Raw genomic sequence first — 19,649 nt, forward strand, 5'->3', positions numbered from 1 at the left:
CCCCGCACCACGTTCATCCCGACATTGCCTGCGACCCAACGCAGATACTGGCTCCACCTGCGGTGCGTGGGCGCGGGACGTCCGCGGTCCACCCATTCGGCGAACTGGCCGGTCGAGATCAGGTACTGCTGCCAGCTGTGCCGGGTCATCCGCTCGTCGAGTTCGGCGTTGCGACGCGGCACCAGCGCGGAGCGGTACGGGAAGCCGACGTCCTTCTCGGGGCTGGTCCCCAGCCGATGTAGACCGTCGGTCCAGCCGCCGTCGGCCTGCCAGTTGGCGGCCACGCCCGTCTTCTCCACGGCGACGACCTCGGGTACGTCGATGCCCATGTCGCGCAGTTCGGCGGCCTTGGCGGCGACGGCGACGGCTTTCGCGCCCGCGCCCACCACCGCAAGTGTCCGGCTCATGAGACCATCCCTCGTAACGATTCCTGCCACATCGCCTGCAGTGCGGCGACGTCATCGGCGGTCAAGATCTCGGGCAGCGTGCGCCATTGCGTGCCGAGCACCGGCGCATCGCTGTCGCCGAGAACCGCTGCCAGCACGGTCAATTCGTGCCTGACGGCAAGCCGCGGCTCGGGCAGCGGTGACACGCGCGCCAGCAGCGTACGGTCCGGCCGCAGCGTGCCGCCGTCGAAGCCGGCGTGCACGCGGCCCAGGAAATTGAGCAGCAATTGCGGTTCCGGTCGCGCCCCCAGCCGTTCGGCGGTATCGGGTCGCAGGTAGCGCAACAGTCCGTAATCGATGCCGTCGCCGGGGGCTTCGGCGACGTCGCGGGCCGTCTGCACTCGCAGCGGATAGATGGCGGTGAGCAGCCCGACGGTGTCGGACGTGTCGGCACTGTCGACGACGGTGTCGGCGCGACCGTGGGTCTCCAGCGCCAACAGCGGCGGCGGGGTGTCCTGACCGCGCTGCCGGCGCCAGCGGGTGACGGTGCGCGCCGCGGCTTCCGCCAGCAGATGTGGCGTGAATTCGGGCGCGTTGAGCAACCGCAAGGTGACGTCGCTGTCGGTCACTGCCATGGAGACGGCGACGTCGCCGACGCGATCGGTCTGCGGCCGCAGCCTACGGGAACCGAGCGGCGGGTCGTCCCCATCGAGTTGGGCTGCCCAGAAGTCGGCCGTGTCGAGCGTGTACGCGCGCTCAGCGAGAAGGTTCGACCACCGCCGGTAGCTGGTGTGCTCGCGGGTGCGCGCCGGCTCGCGCCCCGACGCGATCGCGTGCCACGCGGCGTCGAGTTCGCCCAGCAGGATCCGCCACGATGCGGGGTCGACCGCCAGCACATGTGCGGTCAGCAGCAGCACGCCGGAGGCGTCGGGCGGGCGCAACCACACCGCGGCGAGCATCGAGCCGTGTTGCGGATCAAGGCCTTCCACCGACCGCCGGGCGTGTTCGGCGACGGCCTCGACAAGAGTTTCGTCCGAACCACCGGCGACGGGCACCTCGGTCAGCGGAGGCCGCGCACCGTGCTCGACGAGCGTCATCGCCTGCCGGTCGAGCCGGCTTCTCAGCACAGGATGCGAATCGACGACGGTACGCAGGATCCGCTCGAGTTGCTCACCGGTGATGCCGTTGGGCAACCGGATGGCCTCGGTCTGCGCGAGTCGGCGCGGATCGCCGTGCTCATAGAGCCAGTGCGCATTGGGCAGCACGGGCATCGGGCCACCCGGGTCGTCGTCGTCCTCGGCGACAGCCGACTCGTTCTCGATGGCCGCTGCGAGTTCGCGCACCGTCGCACACTCGAGCATCAGCCTGGCGCGCAAGGGAATTCCGCGCCTGCGCGCGGCCTGCACCACCGAGAGCGCCACGATGCTGTCCAGCCCGAGCGCGAGGAAGTCCGCGGTGACGTCGATGGTCAGGCGCTCGCCACCGTCCAGCAGCTCGCAGAGCACGGACGCCAGGGCCTTCTCCGTCTCGGTCTCCGGCGCGGCCGACGGACCGTCCTCGACGGCGATGGCGTTCAGCGCGGCCTCGTCGACCTTGCCGTGCGGGGTCAGCGGCAACTGGTCGACAACAACAATCGAGTGCGGAATCATATAGCGCGGCAGACGTTTCGACACCAGGGCGCGCAGCTCCGAAACCGCGGGCGCGGGCTCAGCGGCGACGAACGCGACCAACTGCGGACCCCACCGTTGACGGCGCACCGCCACGTGGGCGTGCCGCACCGCGGGATGGGTGTGCAAAACCGCCGAGATCTCGGTTGGTTCCACTCGAAACCCGCGAATCTTCACCTGCGCGTCGGACCGCCCGAGGAACTCCAGCGCGCCGTCGGGCCGGCGCCGTACGACGTCTCCGGTGCGGTACATGCGCTCACCGGCCACGAACGGGTCGGCGACGAAACGGCTCGCGGTCTCACCGAAGCGGCCGAGATATCCGCGGGTCAACTGGCCGCCCGACAGGTACAGCTCACCGGGCACCCCGTCGGGCACTGGGCGCAGCCACGAGTCCAGAACGTGGGCCCTGCTGGGCGAGGTGGGGCGCCCGATGGTCGGCTGTTCGTGTTCGGCGATGGTGGCGACCACCGCCTCTACGGTGGTCTCCGTTGGGCCGTAACAGTTGTAGGCCGCCATGCCGGTACGCGCGCATTCGTCGCGAATGAGGTTCCACGCGGGTATTCCGACGGCCTCGCCCCCCAGCGCCAGCACCCCGAGTGGCACCGTCGTCAGCAGCCCCACTGCGTGCAGTTGGGCGAACATCGACGGGGTGGTGTCGATCAGGTCGATCCCGTACCGTCCGATGGTCTCGACCAGCGCCTCGGCGTCGCGCTGGATCTCGTCGTCGACGATGTGCACCGCATGCCCGTCGAGCAGTGCCGCCAGCGGCTGCCACGCCGCGTCGAATGTGAACGACCACGCGTGCGCCACCCGCAGCGGATGGCGCAATCGAGCGGCGGCGGGCCGCAACACGTTTCGGGCGTGATCCTCGACGTACGCCAGCAATGCCTGGTGGGTGCCGACGACGCCCTTCGGCCTGCCGGTCGTTCCGGACGTGAACACCATGTACGCGGCCTGGCCCGGCAGGGCCTGCACGGGTCGGAAATCTTCGAATCCCGTGTCGGCTGCCGCGGCGAGCATGTCGTCGTCGACGACGATCGTCGCATCGCACTGTTCGAGGATGTCGGCGATCCGCTCGTCGGGCATCCCCGGATCGAGCGGCACGATGACGCCGCCGGCCTTCAGCACGGCCAGCATCACGACCACATATTGCGGTCCGCGGGAAAGGCGAATCGCGACAGGCGTTTCCGTACGCACTCCCTTCGACACCAGCGTGGCGGCCAACCGGTCGGCGGTCTCGTCGAGTTGCCGATAGGTGAGTTCGCCGCCGGACCAGCTCAACGCCGGTGAGCCCAGCCGGGCGCCGGCGGTCTCGGTGAACGCGGTGTGCACGCCGAGATGGGTGGGCGCCGCAGCCGTCGGAGCTGTCGCAATCCGGCCTTCACCGTCGAGCAGGACGCTGAGGTCTCGTAGTGGACGGTCCCAGTTCGCGATCAACCGCTGGGTGGTGGTGAGGACGCGCCGCCCGAGCGATTCGGGGCTCATCTGGCCGAGAGCGCCGTCGACGACCTCGACCAGGACGGTGAGCTCGTCGTCGATCATGTGTGCGGCGATGGTGACCGGGAAATGCGACACGCTCTCCAGCGCGGCCGGGCGGAACGTCGCGCCGTTGGCGACGAAGTCGCCGCCGCCGACCAGCCCACCGGGCGGAAAGTTCTCGTAGACCAGCAGGGTGTCGAACAACTCGCCGATGCCGCCGAGGGAGCGTAGCTCGTTGTGGGGCAGGTAGCTGTGGTCGCGCAGCTTGGCCGCTTCGCGTTGCAGCGCGACGCACTGCGTGCCGACCCGCGCCGTCGGGTCCAGACGGACCCGCAGCGGCACCGTGTTGATGAACAACCCGACCATGGTCTCGACGCCCGCCAGCTCGCCTGGGCGACCGGACACCGTCACGCCGAACACCACGTCGGAGCGGTCTGTGAACGCCGAAAGCACCGCCGCCCAGGACATCTGGACCAAGGTGTTGACCGTGACACCGCGCGAGCGCGCGGCCTCGACCAACTGCTGGGTGGCGGCGCCGTCCAGGCTCAGTTCGGTGCGGCGCGGTTCACCGGTGGGCGGCTCACCGGAGGTGAGCGCCGGCGTCACCAGCGTCGGACCGTCGAGGTCGGCGAGGTGCTCGCGCCACAGGTTGCGGCTGGTCTCATGGTCACGGCCGGCGAGCCATCCGATGTAGTCACGGTACGGGCGCGGTGGGGGCGGCAGGACGGCTTGGTCGCCTCCCGAGTTGTACAACGCGATCAGCTCACCGACGAACAGCGGCAGCGACCAGCCGTCGATGATGATGTGGTGGGCGACGACGACGAACCGGTAATGCGATCCGGGCACCTCGATGAGGACGAACCGGATCGCCGGCCCCTTTGCGAGGTTGAACGGGCGGCGCCGTTCGTCGGCCTCCAGCGCGTCGACTTCCTCGGCCGCCGCCGTGATCCGACGCCAGGGCACGTCGACGCGGTTGGGCACCACCTGGACCGGTTTGCTCTGCGCCCGAGAGAAACTCGCTCGCAGGTTGGGGTGACGGTCGAGCAGCATCGCCGCACACTCCCGCAGCAGGTTCGCGTCGAGCTCACCGGTGATGTCGGCGGCCATCGCGATGACGTAAGGGTCTTCTCCCCCGTCGGCGTCGTCGCCGACGCTCAACTGCGCGAGCGAGAACAGCCCCTGCTGCAGGGGGCTGAGCGCCAACACGTCCTCGATGGCGACCTTCGGTTCGGCCTTGGGTTGCGTCGAGGTCACGGCGCGCCCTCTTGCGACGCCGACCACATCGACGTGACCGCCGCCAGCTCGTCGGGCGACAGACCCGACGCCGCCATCGGCTCGTGACGCATGTCGGGCGCCTCGCTCCCCGCGGCGGCGTCGACCTTGGCCGCGAGCTCATGAATCGTGGGGTGCTCGAACACCATTCGCGCGGTGACGGCCACACCCACGTCGCGGGCCCGTGCCGCGAGTTGGACCGCGAGGATGGAATCGCCCCCCAACGCGAAGAAGTCGTCGCTGCGGTTCACCTCGGGCACGTTGACGACGTCGGCGAGCAGGGCCGCCAGCACACGCTCGGTTTCGGTGCGCACGGGTTCGGCCGGCCCGGAGGGGGTGGACGTTCGGCGCTGCTCGACGGCCTCGACGAACTCGAGGTCGCCGTCCGCGGTCCATCGGCCCCGCCTGCCCGTCGGCCGCAGATCGGCTCCGGTCTCGTCCACCACGTGGTCGTAGACGTCGCCGACCACACCGATCGCGACCGGATCGCGCCAGCCGTCGAGCACGCTGGCCGAGGCCGCCGCGCTGAACCGCTGCACCAGACGGCGCTCGTCGCGGTCGGCGATCTGCACGTCGCGGACCCGCTGCCCGGAATCGTCGGCGAACGCGGTCAGCACCCGGTCCAGCCATCCGACGAACCGTTCGGCGGTGCTGCGCCGGTACAGGTCGGTCCGGTAGATGACGTGACCGCGGTAGCCGTCCTCGGCGCCGAAGAAGTTGACCGACAGGTCGGCGTGCGCCACGTCGAACGGCGGCTCGAGCGCGGTGAACGTGGTGTCGCCTTCGGCCCGCGACTCGATCACCTGCTCGGCGGGCAGCGCTTCGCGCACGTGCACGACGACACCGAACAACGGGTTGCGCGACAACGACCGTGCCGGGCTGACCGCATCGACCACCTGGTCGAACGGCAGGTCCTGGTGGGCGTAGGCCTCCAACGCGGTGCCGCGGGCCCGGCGCAGCACCTCGCGCAGCGTCGGGTTGTCGCTCAGATCGTTGCGCAGCACGACGATGTTGATGAAGAAGCCGACGAGCTGGTCGAGCTCGGACTCGGTGCGGCCCGCGACCGGGGTGCCCAACGGAATGTCCGGGCGCTCACCGGCTTTGTGCAGCGCGACCGCGACGGCCGACTGCAGCAGCATGAACTCCGTGACACCGAGTTCTGAGCTCAGTTCGGCGAGCTTGCCCCGGGTGGCGGCGTCGACGCCGAACTCGACGGCGGCGCCTTCGCCGCTCAGCACGGGTGGACGCGGGAAATCCGGTGCCAGGCCGGGGTCTTCGTGCATACCGGCCAACTGTTTGCGCCAGTACTCGCGCTGCGCTGCAATCGGCCCGTCGGTCTCGCCGAGCAGTGTCGCCTGCCACGCCGCGTAGTCCGCGTACTGGACCGGCAGTGGCGCGAATCCCGGCGCCTCACCGGCACGCCGGGCACGGTACGCCGTCAGCAGGTCGGTGAACAACACCATGGCCGACCAGTGGTCGGCGGCGATGTGGTGCACCACCAGCGACACCACGTGCGCATCCGGGGTGCCGAGCACGGCGGCGCGCACGGGTGGGTCGGCTTCGAGGTCGAAGACATGCCTGCGCTCCTTGCCGAGTTCGGTGTCCAACCAGACGTCGTCGGCGCCGTGCGCGCGGCGCACCGCGACCTCGACACCCTCGTTGACGATCTGGTATGGCGCACCGTCGATTTCGCGATACGTCGTGCGCAACACCTCGTGCCTGCCGACCACGTCGCGCACCGCCTGCACGAACGCCTCGGTGTCACACGGTCCGTGGATGCGGGCCGCGAACGGGATGTTGTTGACCGGGCTGGGCCCGTCGATGCGGTACTGGAACCACATGCGCAGCTGCGAGGCCGACATGAGCAGCGGCCCGTCGTGCGGTACGGGCACCAGCCTGGGACGGGCCGGGCCGGCGGCCGACGAATCGATTCGCTGCGCGAGCGCGGCCACGGTGCCCAGTTCGAAGACCTCGCGCACACCGATGTCGACGTTGAACGCACTGCGCACTCCGGCAACGAGTTTGGTGGCCAACAGCGAGTGGCCACCGAGGTCGAAGAACGAATCGTCGGCGCCGATGCGGTCACGTTCGAGGAGTTCGGCGAACAGGTCGGCGATTCGGCGTTCCGTCCCGTCGGCGGGTTCGCGGAACGCGGCGCAGGAGTCGATGTCGGGTTCGGGCAGCGCCGACCGGTCGATCTTGCCGTGCGCGGTGATGGGGATCTCGTCGATGACGACGTAGGCGGCGGGGGTCATGTACTCGGGTAGCGCGGCCGCGACCCGGTTGCGGATCCGCTCGACGTCGACGGTTTCGATGTCCTCGGCAGGCGTGACGTAGCCGACGAGGCTCTTGCCCATGCCGGGCAGATCGCTGACCACCACGACCGCCTGGCCGACGCTGGGATCGACGGAGATGGCCGCCGCGACCTCGCCGAGTTCGATGCGGAACCCGCGGATCTTGACCTGTTCGTCCGCGCGACCGACGAATTCGATGTCGCCGTCGCCGTTGCGACGGGCCAGGTCGCCGGATCGGTAGAGCCGACCGCCGGGGTTGAACGGGTCGGCGACGAACCGCTCGGCGGTCAGCCTCGGGCGATCGTGATAGCCGTGTGCGATATGTGTTCCGCCGATGTAGATCTCACCGATCACCCCCACCGGAACCGGTCGCAGGGCGTCGTCGAGCAGGCGGATCTGGGTGTTGATCTTGGGCTTGCCGATCGGCACGATGCGGGTGCCCTGCTTGCCCTCGACCTTGTACCGGCTGGCGTTGATGACGGTCTCGGTCGGCCCGTAGAAATTGTGCAGCAGCGCATCGAACGTGGCGTGGAACTTGTCGGCCAGCTCGCCGGGCAGCGCCTCGCCGCCGATGGGCACGCGCTGCAGGGTCCGCCACTGGTTGACCCCGGGCAGTGACAGGAACAACCCGAGCAGCGATGGCACGAAATGCATTGAGGTGATGCCCTCGTCGTGCAGCAGCTCGGTGAGGTACCCGACGTCGCGCAGACCGTCCGGGCGCGGGATCACCAGGCGGCCACCGCACGCGAGCATGCCGAAGATCTCGGCGATCGAGACGTCGAAGCTCGGTGAGGCGACCTGCAGCAGCCGTTCGTTCTCGTCGATCCCGTAGTCGCCCTTGAACCAGACGAAGTATTCCGCGACGGGCCGGTGGGGAACCGGAACGCCTTTGGGCAAACCGGTCGAGCCCGAGGTGTAGATCAGATATGCGGTGCTGTCCGGGTCCAGTGGGCGGACGCGGTCGGCGTCGGTGGGGTTGGTGGTGGGGAACCCGTCGAGGTCGGTGATCGGTTCGTGGATGGTCAGCTTCGGATCGGAGTCCGACAGGATGAAGGTCAACCGGTCCACGGGATAGGTGGGATCGACGGGTTGATAGACGGCGCCCGCCTTGATCACGCCGAGGGCGGTGATCACGAGTTCCGGCGAACGGTCCAGCAGCACCGCCACCCGATCCTCGGTTCCGATACCCCGCTCGATCAGCCAGTGCGCCAACCGGTTCGCCGACTCGTTGAGTTCGCGGTAGGTGTAGTTGCGTCCCTCGTAGACGACGGCGACCGCGTCGGGTGTGCGGGCGACCTGCGCCTCAACGAGCGCCGTCATGGTGGACGGTTCGGTGACGAACATCTCGCCCGCCGAGACCCGGCGGAGCCATTCGACGTCGTCGGGTCCCATCAGGTCGAGTTCGCTGATCGGCAGGTCGGGGCGTCGCAGCGCATCGTCGAGCAGCACCAGATAGTGCTCGAGCAGTTGTCGGACCAGCGCCGCGTCCAGGATCTCGACGAGGTACTCGGCCTCCACCACGATTCCTGGAGCGTCGAACTCCACCATGAAGCCCAGCGGCAGCTGGGTGAGATGTCCGCGCAGTTCGGCTCGGCGGCAGGTGATTCCGGGCGGGTTGAAGCCCTGACCGTCGGCGCCGCGAGCCCCGAACGTCACCCGCGTCATTCGTTCGACGCCGTGGCGGCGATCCGGATTCAGTTCGCGCACCACCCGGTCCAGGTTCACGCACTGATGCGCGAACGCGCCGACCGCGGTGTCGCGGGCGTCGGCGAGGACATCGCGGAAGTTCTGATGTGCTCCTGCGCGCAGGCGCAGCGCCACCGTGTTGCCGTAATAGCCGATCACATCCTCGACGTCGGCGGTGCGGTTGAGCACGGGCGTGGCCACCAGGAAGTCGTCGGCATGGGTGTAGCGCCGCAGTAGCACCCCGAAGGCCGCCAGCAGCACCATGTACGGCGTCGCACCGGACTCCTTGGCCAGCGCGGCGACCCGATCGACGGTCGCATCGGGCAGTTGCAGCGTCAGCCGTTGCGACCGCCAGTTCGTCGGCACCGCAGAGCCGTTGGGACCGGGCAGCTCGAGCGGTTCGGGTGGGTCGGCCAGCACGGCACGCCAATAGTCCAGGTCCTCGTCGACCGGGCCGAACGCATGCGAAGGCGGTGTGACCGCGGGCGCCAGCGCTTCACCGGCGTAGGCGCGGGTCAGGTCGCCGAAGAAGACCTGCCAGCAGCCGTCGTCCCAGGCGATGTGGTGCGCGACGAGCAGCATGACGTGTTCGTCGGGCGCCGTGCGCACGAGCGTCAGCCGCAGCGGCGAATCGGCGCTCAGATCGAAGGAGGCGCCGAACTCGCGCTGGGCCAGTACCTCGAGGCGCAGCCGGCGCGCGTGGTCGGACAGGTCCGTCAAATCGTGTACAGCCCAGCCGGGTGCCAGGTCCTCGTGAACGGTCGGTTGTGGTTCGCCGTTGTCGTCGACGCCGTAGGTGGTGCGCAGCAGGGTATGGCGCGCGGCGACCGCCTTGACGGCGTCGTGCAGGCGGGTGACGTCCAGGTCGCCGGTGAGCCGGTAGGACAGGCAGATGTTAAGAATGGCGCCGGTCGGATCGGCCGCCTGGACGAACCACATGCGGCGCTGCCCGTCGGACAGGCCGACCTGCGCGGCCGAGGCGTTCTCCGTGCGCAGCCCCCGCTCGGCGAGCTTGCGGCGCAGCAGCTCGAGCCGGCGGTCTTGTACCTGCTCGCGGATGTCGACCGTGTCAGTCACGCGTTGTTCACCTTTTCTGATCGTTTCGTGCTTTCGAGGTCGGCGATGAGCTCGCCGCCGGTGATGCCGCCGAGCAGTACGGCCAGCGACACCTTGTGGCCGGTCGCGCGCTGCAGCCGTTTACGGAGGTCGAGGGCCAGCAGCGAGTCGACCCCGAGGTCGAGCAGCGATGTGTCGAGGTCGATCGCATCGGTCTCGAGGTCGAGCACCGCGCCGAGCTCGGCCCTCACCAGCGCCGTGGTGTCGGCGTCGGATTCGGTTGACGCCGTGTTCATTTCGACGGGTCCGTCGGTTTGGCTTCCCAGAAACACCCGCAACCGGGTCTCGTCAGCGCTGAACAACAGCGGGTCTTGGCCGTGGTCACGAAGGCTGGCGTCGACGGCCGCGTCCGGTGCCATCGCCAGCAGCCCGGACCGCTCGATCTTGGTCACCTCCGACGCGGGGGCGATGCCGCTGCCGCGCCACAACCCGTACCTGGCGGCCACGCAGTGTTGACCTTCGGCGCGCAGTTGGCCCGCCATCACGTCGAGCATCCGATTGGCGGCCGAGTATGCGGCGTGACCGCGACCGCCCCACACGCCCGACACCGAGGAGCACACCAGGATTCGAGCATCCGATCGCATGGGCCAGAACTCGGCCATCCTGGCCAGCCCGCCGATCTTCGCGTTCGCCGCATCGACGAACGCCTCCGGGTTGAGCGCGTCGCGGTCGGCGAACTTCGCCGCGCCCGCGGCGTGGATGAGCAGCGACGCCCCGCCGCCTGCGTACTGCCCGGCCGCTGCGGCGACCTGCTCGCTGGAGGTGATGTCGCACCGCGGCGCTACCACCTCGAGATCCCGTGTGGCGGCGGCGAGTTCGGTGCGGACGGCGTCGTCGACGCCGCTGCGACTGAGTAGCACGATGCGGCGTGCCCCGTGGGTGGCGAGATACCGCGCGAAGTGCCGTCCGACCGCGCCGTTGCCGCCGGTGATCACCACATCGTCGAACGCCCCGGGTTCCGAGAGCCAGGACGGTGCAGGCTCCGCGGACTCACCGACGGATCGGACGTAAACCTGTGGGCCTGAGCCGTTGTCGCGCACAGCCGCCTCGTCGGCACTCGAGAGAAGTGCGCCGACCGCCGTTGCGCTGAGCGCGTCGTCGGGGTCCCAGGACGGAACGTCGAGATGTCTGAACGCCTGCTCGGCGCGCTCGAAGCCGAGGCTGCGATGCATCGCGGCCAGCGCGGCCTGGGCGGGCAGAGCGACCGGCTCTGCGGCGTGCACATGCTCACCGCCGATGGTGACCAGGCACACCGCGCGGCACTGCGGTCCTGCGGCATCGACGTAGTCGAGTAGACCCTCGCCGACGAGCTGGGAGAGTTCGTTGGCCGCGCGTTCGACGTCGGGGTGGTCCAGCAGGGGTGCGACGGCGACGACGAGGTCGGCCTCGGTCGGCTCCACGACTTCAGCGCCGCTGCGGCGCAATGCCGTTCGCAGTGTCTCGGCGAGCGGCCCGCGCGGACCGGCGAGATCGACGACCGCGACCCGCTGTCCGGGTGCGTCCGGGCCGATCGCGGTGATGTTCCATGTCTCGTGGGCGACGGTGAGGCCTTGGACAGGTGTGAGCGGCTGCGGTTCGGCCCACAGTCGCAGCGCCCGCATCGGCGCATTCGGGAAACCACGCAAGTGCGGCTGGGCATCGATGTCCGCCATGTCGACCCACCGGAATTCGGGGTCGGCCGCGGCGACCGCAGCGATGTTTGCCGAGACCGAGTCGACCAGCGAATGGTCGCGTTGCCCCGAGCCGACCAACACCGGATCGTCCTCGGACAGGATCTCCCCCAGCGCGAACAGCAGGGTCGGATGCGCCGACATCTCGATGTACGCGGTGGCGCCGTGGCGCCCTGCGGCGGCGACGGCACGATCGAATCGCACGGTGTTGCGCAGGTTCTCATACCAGTAGGACCTGAAGTCGGTGCCTGCGGGCACGACGTCCGCTGTGGTGGATCCGATGAACCGGATCGGCGCATCGGCGAAGTCGGCGTCCGGGAGCATCGCGAGCAAGTCGTCGCGCACCCGTTCCAGCGCGCTGGTGTGACCGGGGTAGTTCACGTCGAGCTCGCGGGCGAACAGGCCCTGTTCCGTCGCCGTCGCCACCAAAGCGCCGATCGCGGCCCGCTCCCCCGAGATCGCCACCGACGTGTCGGCGTTGACCGCGGACACCTCGAGCCAGCCGGGGGTCCATTCCATCAACCGTTCGGCGTCGGCGAGCGAAACCCCCAGCGCGGCCATGCCGTAGTCGCCCGCGAGACGGTCGACGGCCGTGGCGCGGGCGACCACGACGGCGGCCGCATCCGGCAGCGCGATACTCCCGACGACATAGGCGGCGGCGACCTCACCGAGGCTGTGGCCGACCACGAGGTCGGGCACGATTCCGCATGAACGCCACAGGTGGGCCAGCGCGACGGCGTGGGTGAACTGGGCCGACTGGATCTCGGTTTGCGACCAAGTCCCGCCGGTGGTGTCGGAGGTCAGGTACGGCAGCGGTGAGGGCTGCCCCGCGACGACGAACGCCTCGGCACAACGGTCGGCGAGCGTGCGGTACACCGCCGACCGCCGGTAAGCGTCCGCCCCCATGGACGGCCACTGGTTGCCCTGTCCCGGGAACACGAAAGCCGTTCGCATCGTCGATGATTGCAACGATCGGGCGACCAGCGGATGCGCGCCGCCGTCGGCGACCGCGCGGAGCCCCTCGGCCAGTTCGGTGGTGTCGGCAGCGCGGACCACGGCGCGGTGCCTGCGCAGCCGTCGGGTGCGAAGCAGGGTCGCGGCGACGGCGCGCACGTCGGGTTCGCGCTCGAGGAAGCGCAGTATCGCCTCGGCGTCGGCGGCGAGGAGTTCCTCGGCGTGCGTGCTCAACACGACGGGCACCCGGCCGTCGGGGAATCCGGCGGACATCAGGCCGCCTCGGACGGGGTCGCCGGGACCGAGACGATCACGTGGGCGTTGGTGCCGCTCATACCGAACGCGGTGACCGCCGCGAACCGCTCACCGTTGATGTCCGGCCAGGGTGTCAACTCGGACGCCAGGCGCAATCCCTGGTTTGCCCAGTCGATTTCGCGGCTGGCTTCGTCGGTGTGCAGCGTGGCGGGGATGGCACCGTGTTCGGCGGAGATCAGTGCCTTGGCCAGGCCGAGACCGCCGGCGGCGGCTTGCGTGTGGCCGAGGTTCGATTTCACCGAGCCGAGTAGGGGTCCGTCGCCGGGCTCGGTGGCGCCGTAGGTCCCGGCGAGCGAGATCAGCTCCGTGTGGTCTCCGAGCCTGGTGCCGGTGCCGTGTCCTTCGACCATTCCGATGTCTCGCGGGCGCAGGCCGCTCGACTCGAGCGCCCGTGCGAACAGCCGGATCTGCGCTTGTCCGCTCGGTGCGGTCAGCCCCACGGAGCGGCCGTCCTGGTTGAGGCAGGTGGCCCGCAATTCGGCGAGGATCCGCCGGCCGTCGCGAAGGGCTCGCGACCGTTGCTGCAGGACGAACATGGCCGCGCCCTCCGCCCATACGGTGCCGCTGGCTTGCGCGCTGTAGGGCCGACAGTGGCCGTCGTCGGACAGCGCGTGTTGTTTGGAGAACTCGACGAAGAACCCGGGTGAGCCCATCACGCAGACCCCGCCGGCCAGCGCGAGGTCACAGTCCTGCGACCGCAGCGACTGTGCCGCGGTGTGGATCGCGGTCAGCGCCGACGAGCAGGAGGTGTCGATCGTCAGCGCAGGCCCGGCGAGCCCCAGGGTGTAGGCGATACGGCCGCTGATCACGCCCAACGCAGTGCCGGACATCAAATGCCCGGTCAGATTGGAGAATTCGGCAAGGTCGGGGCCGTACCCCATCACCGAGGCGCCGACATAGCAGCCGGCGTCGTGACCCGCCAGGTCGTCGGGGTTGATACCGCTGTTCTCCAGTGCGCGCCACGCCACACGCAGCGCGACACGCTGCTGCGGATCCATCGCGACGGCCTCCCGCGGCGAGATCCCGAAGAACTCCGGATCGAAACTCGCTGCATCGTCGAGGAATCCACCGAGGTCGTGGATGCGCTTGAACCCGTCGCGCTGTGAACCGTCGAGGATGTCGCGCACCGACCAACCCCGATCCCGCGGAAACGGGCACAGGCCCTCACGCCCGTTGACCAACAGGTCCCAGTAGTCCTCGGCGGTGGCGACTCCCCCCGGCGCCTCGATCGCCATCCCCACGATGACGATGGGATCGTCGACGCCATGTCGCGCGCTAACCGGCATTGACCAACTCCGCGACCGCGTCGAGATGGTCGTTGATGTAGAAGTGCCCGCCGTCGAACAGCGACAACGTGAAGGCGCCCTGGGTGTGAGTTTCCCATCGGCGCAACATTTCTGGACTGATGCGGTGGTCGTCGCGGCCGCCGATCGTGTGGATGTCGGCAGCGAGGCGGACGTCCGATGCACACGCATAGCGGTTGAACGCCATATAGTCCGCGCGCACCGCGCGCACGAGCAGTTCGATGAAGTCCTCGTCGGCCAGCAGCCTGGGGTCCGTTCCACCCAAGTCGACCATGTTGGCGACGACTTCGGCGTCGGCGGTCGGCAGTCTCGGTGAGGTGGCGATGGTCGACGGCGCCTGGCTCGCTGAAACCCACAGTTGACGAACCGTAACGCCGTGACGTTCTGCCACACGGCCGAATTCGAACGCGATCACCGCGCCCATGCAGTGGCCGAACAGTCGCAGCGGGCCCAGTTCGGACCAGTCCCCCGCGGCGAACAGGTCGGCGGCCAGATCCTCCACCGTGTCCGGCGCGGGATGGCTCCGCCGGTCCGCTCGCTGCGGGTACTGGACCACGTAGGCGTCGTCACCGGTACGGGCCAAGGCCGAGGCGAACGACCGGTACGCCGCCGCAGCACCGCCGGCATGGGGGAAGACGACGGTCGCCCCGTCGCCGCACTGCCCAGCGGACCGTTTGATCCAGGGCGCGAAGGTCAGCTGGCTTCGTTCGTCGATCATCGTGCCGGGGTCGCATCGGAACGGCGAAAATGCCCGGGCAGGTGCGGTGGGCGGGCCTGCGATTGCGCGGCGAAAATACTCATGAATTCCTCCGTGTGATTAGCGCAGGCTGTCCTAAGTCGGAAGTGAGGTTACCCTATCCTTCACGATGCGGACACGGCTACGTCGCCCCTCCGGCGGGCAGCCTCGGGACGCCTGCCGCCACCGCCTCTCAGCGCGGGCACACCGGCGATGACATGTGCAAACGCGCTACTCCTCCGCTGCGGCCATCACCCATCCGCTCGCGGCAACGCGCTGACGCCAGAACTGCGCATACTGGCCCCCGCGGGCGGTCAGCTCGGCGTGGGCGCCCTGGTCTTCGACCATTCCGTCCGCCGACAGGACCACGATGTTGTCGGCGGCGGTGACCGTGGACAGCTTGTGGGCGATCACGATGACCGTGCTGCGCCGCGCCAATGTCCGGATCGATTCGGCGACGTGGTGTTCGTTCTCGGGATCCAGCGCGCTGGTCGCTTCGTCGAACAGCACGATCGGGGCGTTCTTGACCAGCGCCCGCGCAATCGACACCCGCTGCCGTTCGCCGCCCGAGAGCGCCGAACCGCCTTCGCCGACCCGGGTCTGCCAGCCGTCGGGCAGACGCTCCACTAGCGACAGCAGGCCCGCGGTCCGGGCCGCCTCGACGATGGCGTCATCCCCGGCGTCGGGCCGGCCGATGCGGATGTTCTCCCACAACGTGTCGTCGAACAGGTACACGTCCTGGAATACCAGCGACAGCTGTGCCATCAGATCCGCGGTGAGCTGGTCGCGGACGTCCACACCGCCGACGCGTACCACGCCGGCGTCGACGTCGTAGAAGCGCGCGATCAGTTTGGTGATCGTCGACTTACCCGACCCGGACGGTCCGACCAGCGCGGTCAGGGTGCCCGGTTCGGCGACAAAGCTCACGTCGGACAACACTTTTCTGTCCGAGTAGCCGAACGCGACGCGATCCAGCTCGACGCGCCCCGGTGCGGAGAGCGCGCTTGCCGCGGCTGGCTCCGGCAGTGCCGGGGTGTCCAGGATCGTCGTGATGCGCGCCAACTCCGCCGTCGCCAACCTGACCGCGGATCCGAGCTCGGCCAGCTGGGACAGCGGCGAGGCGAACCGGGCCGCGAGCCCGAGGATGGCGACCAACGTGGCCGAGTTGACGTCGCCCTGCACCGCCACCCACACGCCCGCCGCGATCAGCGCCGAGAAGACCGCCTGCACCGCAACGCCGTTCAGAAGTAGCCCGGTCACCGACTGCCACAGGGCGGCGCGTCCGGCGCGATGCTGGGTTTGCAGTGCGTCGCCCAGCGGCGTGTAGTCGGCCCCGGTCCGCCCGAACGCCCGCAGCACGGGTTGGTAGCGCGCGAACTCGATCACCCGGTTGTTGACCTCGGTCGCCGCGTCGTGCGTCCGCTCCTCGGCGGTGGCGATCAGCCGCGAGGCGAACCGCCCGCACACCACCAGCAGCACTCCGCCGACCAACGCGACGAGCCCGACGCGCCAGTCGAAGAAGAACAACCCGATCACGACCGTGACCGCGCTGACGGTATTTACCACGAGCGGGGTGACCAGGTTGCCGCCGCTCGTGCCGACGAACACCGTTCCCTTGACCGCGATTTGAGAGACCTTGCCGACCGTCTCGCGGGTGAACCAGCCCAGCGGCAGCGTCACCATGTGGTCGCCGAGCCGATGGTGCAGCAGACGCATGGTGGTCAGCGCCATCCGGATCGCGAGTTTCGCCTGCAGGTAGTTGAGCGCCGATGCGGCCAGCACGGTGAGCGCCATGATCCCCAACCAGCCTCCCGCGGCGGCGAAGTCACCGTCGAACAACGACACGGTCACCGGCACCAGAAGCAGCATCACCAGGCCGTGCAGGATGCCGTAGACGGTCACCACCGACAGGAAGCTGAACATCCGCTCCCGCTGCGGGCCGAGGATCTGCAGAAAGCCCCGGATCATCGCGCGACCTCCCATTCCTGCGCGTTGCCTGCGGTGTAGGTCCGCCACATGCGCGCGTATTGCCCACCGGCAGCGAGCAGTTCGTCGTGCCTGCCCTGTTCGACGACGCGTCCCGAGTCGAGCACGACGATGTTGTCCGCGGAGACGATCGAGCCGAGGCGGTGCGCGATGACCAGCACGGTGCGTCCGACGATGAGCCGCGACAGCGCATCCTGGATGAGGGCCTCCGAGTCCGGATCGGCGAACGCCGTCGCCTCGTCGAGCACAAGGATTGGCGTGTCGGCCAGCAGAGCGCGCGCGATGCTGACGCGTTGCGCCTCGCCACCGGAGAAGTGCGCATCCTCATCGACGATGGAGTCGTATCCGTTGGGCAGTTGCAGGATCCGGTCGTGGATACGGGCGGCCTTCGCCGCGGCGACGACCTCGTCGTCACCGGCGTCGGACCGGCCGAGCCGGATGTTGTCGGCGACGCTGATTCCGAGGAGTTGCACGTCCTGCAGGACGAATCCGACATGCTGGTACAGCTCTGCCGAGGCGATGTCGCGCACGTCGACCCCCCCGATGCGGACCGCGCCCGCCGCGACGTCGTGAAATCGCGGGACCAGCGTGGCCAGCGTCGACTTGCCGCTGCCCGACGGACCGACGAGCGCGGTGATGGTCCCGGCCGCGAGCGTGAGCGATACGTCGTGCAGGACGGTGTGCTCACCGTCGTATGAGAACCGCACGCTGTCGAACTCGACCGAATTGTCCTGCGGCACCGCAGGTTCACGCGGGACGGGCAGTGCTGGCGTGTCGAGGAGGCGCTGCAGGCGCCCGGCGGCGGCCGCGGCTTGACGTTTGATGTGCGTCGAGTACCCGACGGTGAGGACAGCGGCCGGGATGGTCACAGCCACCAGCGTCGAGCCGAGCACCTCGATAGGGCTGACCCAGCCGCTGCGGACGAACCAGTATCCGCCGGCGAGGTTGGCCAGCAGCAGCACCGGGGTGTCGATGAAGATCGACGACACCGCCTTGACCCGCACCAGAGGTCCGATCCATCCGGCGAAACCGTCGTTGAACTCGTCGGCGGCGTCGGCGAAACGCTTGTGCGCCTTGCCCGCCTGACCGAAGGTCTTGACGACCGACACCCCGGCGATGAACTCGACGATGGTGGCGCTGATCCGCTCGACTCCCCGGTCGAGCCGTTCCATCTGGGTTCGGGAGTCGCGGCCGAGCGCGAGGTAGACGCCGATGTAGAACGGCACGGTGGCCATCGCGAGCAGGCCCAGCCGCCAGTCGAGGTAGAAGCAGTAGATGAGACCGAACAGCGGCGTGGCCAGCGCACCGGTGTTCTCCACCGCGGAATGGGCTACCAGGAAATGCAGTTCGCCGACGTCGTTCTGGACGGCCTTGCGCACCTCGCCCGACGACCTGCTGCCGAACCAGCCCAGCGGCAGCCGCCCGAGCTTGTCGATGATGCGCAACCGCAGCGAGCGTTGCAGATCCACGTCGGCGAAGTGGGTGATCGTCAGCGCGGCGCCGCCGGCGAGCGTGCGCACCAGCAGCGCGACGATCACGACCGCGACGATCGTCCACAGCCGCGCGGTGTCGGGCGGCCCGTCGGCGAGCAGTTCGCGACCGATCTCCACGATGCCGATGAACGGCACGATCGTCGCCGCCGACGCCAGCAGCTGGTAGCGCTGCGCCCGCGACGACCTGGCGCGGGTGGGGGCCAGCAGTTGCTGCAGCGCGAGCTTGTCGTAGGTGGCCGCCCGCTTGGCCGCGTCGCCCGCGGGTTCGGGTGAATCCGACTCGACGACGGGCGCTGGTTGCACAGCGGTCATGCACCCTCCAGGTCTCGGGGTAAGGGTCGCCTAACCCTACCGGCCGCATGACGGCTAGCGGTCGCTACGTAACGTGAAGTGGTCGGTTACGGGCTCACTCCTCTCGAAGGGACCTTCATGGATCTGGCAGGCGTCGGTATCTGGAGTTCGCAGTTGCGCTACGGCGATCAGGGTCAAGCGGCCGAGGCCGCCGCGGAGTTGGAGGAACTCGGGTTCACTGCGCTGTGGATCCCCGACGTCGGAGGGCCCGTCCTCGATTCGGTGGAACACCTGCTCTCGGCGACCAATCAGGTGGTGATCGCCACCGGCATCCTGAACCTCTGGATGCACGAGCCCGCCGATGTGGCCACCCGCTACGCGGCGCTGACCGAAAGCCACGGTGAGCGCTTCCTGCTCGGCATCGGGGTGAGCCATGCACCGTTGATCGACAGCAAGGAACCGGGGCTCTACCGCAAACCGCTGGCCGCGACCCGCAAGTATCTGGACGGGATCGATGCGACCCCGCAGCCGGTTCCGGTCGCGAACCGGGTGCTGGCGGCCCTGGGACCGAAGATGCTCGAACTGGCCGCGACCCGGGCTCGCGGCGCACACCCCTATCTAGTCACCCCCGACCACACCCGGTACGCGCGCGAGCATCTGGGTGATGGTCCGCTGCTGCTGCCCGAGCAGACCGTGTTGCTCACGACCGACCGCGACGCGGCACGCTCGGTCGGAACCGATTGGCTGCGTTCGTATCTGGCACTGCCCAACTACCGCAACAACCTGTTGCGGTCGGGGTTCACCGAAGACGAGGTGGAGACGGTCAGCGACCGGCTGTTCGACGCGATCATCGCCTGGGGTGACGAGAAAACCGTGCTCAACCGCGTCCAGGAGCACCTCGACGCCGGCGCCGATCACGTGTGCATCCAGGTGCTCACGGCCGATCCGCGGGAGTTCCCGCACGATCAGTGGCGTCGATTGGCCACTGCCCTCCGCTGAG

General features: G+C 69.0%; 8 protein-coding genes and 1 pseudogene. 1 reads left to right on the forward strand and 8 read right to left on the reverse strand.

All coding sequences use genetic code 11. From position 1 onward, the window contains the following. The 8 genes and pseudogenes from mbtG to A5650_RS02505 form a co-directional block, all read right to left on the reverse strand. Positions 1–407: pseudogene (mbtG, locus tag A5650_RS02470) on the reverse strand (NADPH-dependent L-lysine N(6)-monooxygenase MbtG); the annotation flags it as partial. After that, entirely contained in the window at positions 404–4,786 is a 4,383-nt protein-coding gene (locus A5650_RS02475; protein ID WP_067285963.1) for a non-ribosomal peptide synthetase, read from the reverse strand. The pseudogene mbtG and the gene A5650_RS02475, both read right to left, overlap by 4 nt. Continuing rightward, on the reverse strand, positions 4,783–9,861 hold the full coding sequence (locus A5650_RS02480; protein ID WP_067285947.1) for a non-ribosomal peptide synthetase: 5,079 nt from the start codon (positions 9,859–9,861) through the stop codon (positions 4,783–4,785). The genes A5650_RS02475 and A5650_RS02480 overlap by 4 nt, the downstream gene beginning before the upstream one ends. After that, on the reverse strand, positions 9,858–12,797 hold the full coding sequence (mbtD, locus tag A5650_RS02485; RefSeq protein ID WP_067285949.1) for a mycobactin polyketide synthase MbtD: 2,940 nt from the start codon (positions 12,795–12,797) through the stop codon (positions 9,858–9,860). Before mbtD ends, A5650_RS02480 begins: the two co-directional genes overlap by 4 nt. After that, the gene (locus A5650_RS02490) at positions 12,797–14,125 is read right to left on the reverse strand and encodes a beta-ketoacyl [acyl carrier protein] synthase domain-containing protein (RefSeq protein ID WP_067285951.1); all 1,329 of its coding nucleotides are present in this window, start codon (positions 14,123–14,125) and stop codon (positions 12,797–12,799) included. Before A5650_RS02490 ends, mbtD begins: the two co-directional genes overlap by 1 nt. Continuing rightward, positions 14,115–14,861 (reverse strand): thioesterase II family protein, encoded by a 747-nt coding sequence (locus A5650_RS02495; RefSeq protein WP_067285952.1) that lies wholly within the window; start codon positions 14,859–14,861, stop codon positions 14,115–14,117. Before A5650_RS02495 ends, A5650_RS02490 begins: the two co-directional genes overlap by 11 nt. 249 nt (positions 14,862–15,110) lie before the next feature. Next, complete coding sequence (locus A5650_RS02500) at positions 15,111–16,847, reverse strand: ABC transporter ATP-binding protein (RefSeq protein ID WP_067285965.1); 1,737 nt, start codon at positions 16,845–16,847, stop codon at positions 15,111–15,113. Further along, on the reverse strand, positions 16,844–18,670 hold the full coding sequence (locus A5650_RS02505) for an ABC transporter ATP-binding protein (protein WP_067285954.1): 1,827 nt from the start codon (positions 18,668–18,670) through the stop codon (positions 16,844–16,846). Before A5650_RS02505 ends, A5650_RS02500 begins: the two co-directional genes overlap by 4 nt. 117 nt (positions 18,671–18,787) lie before the next feature. Here A5650_RS02505 and A5650_RS02510 point away from each other — a divergent pair, with 117 nt between their 5' ends. Beyond that, entirely contained in the window at positions 18,788–19,648 is an 861-nt protein-coding gene (locus tag A5650_RS02510; protein WP_067285956.1) for an LLM class F420-dependent oxidoreductase, read from the forward strand. Position 19,649 lies beyond the last annotated feature (1 nt).

Origin of the sequence: Mycobacterium sp. 1164985.4 (assembly GCF_001668575.1) — a bacterium.
Classification (GTDB): Bacteria; Actinomycetota; Actinomycetes; order Mycobacteriales; family Mycobacteriaceae; genus Mycobacterium.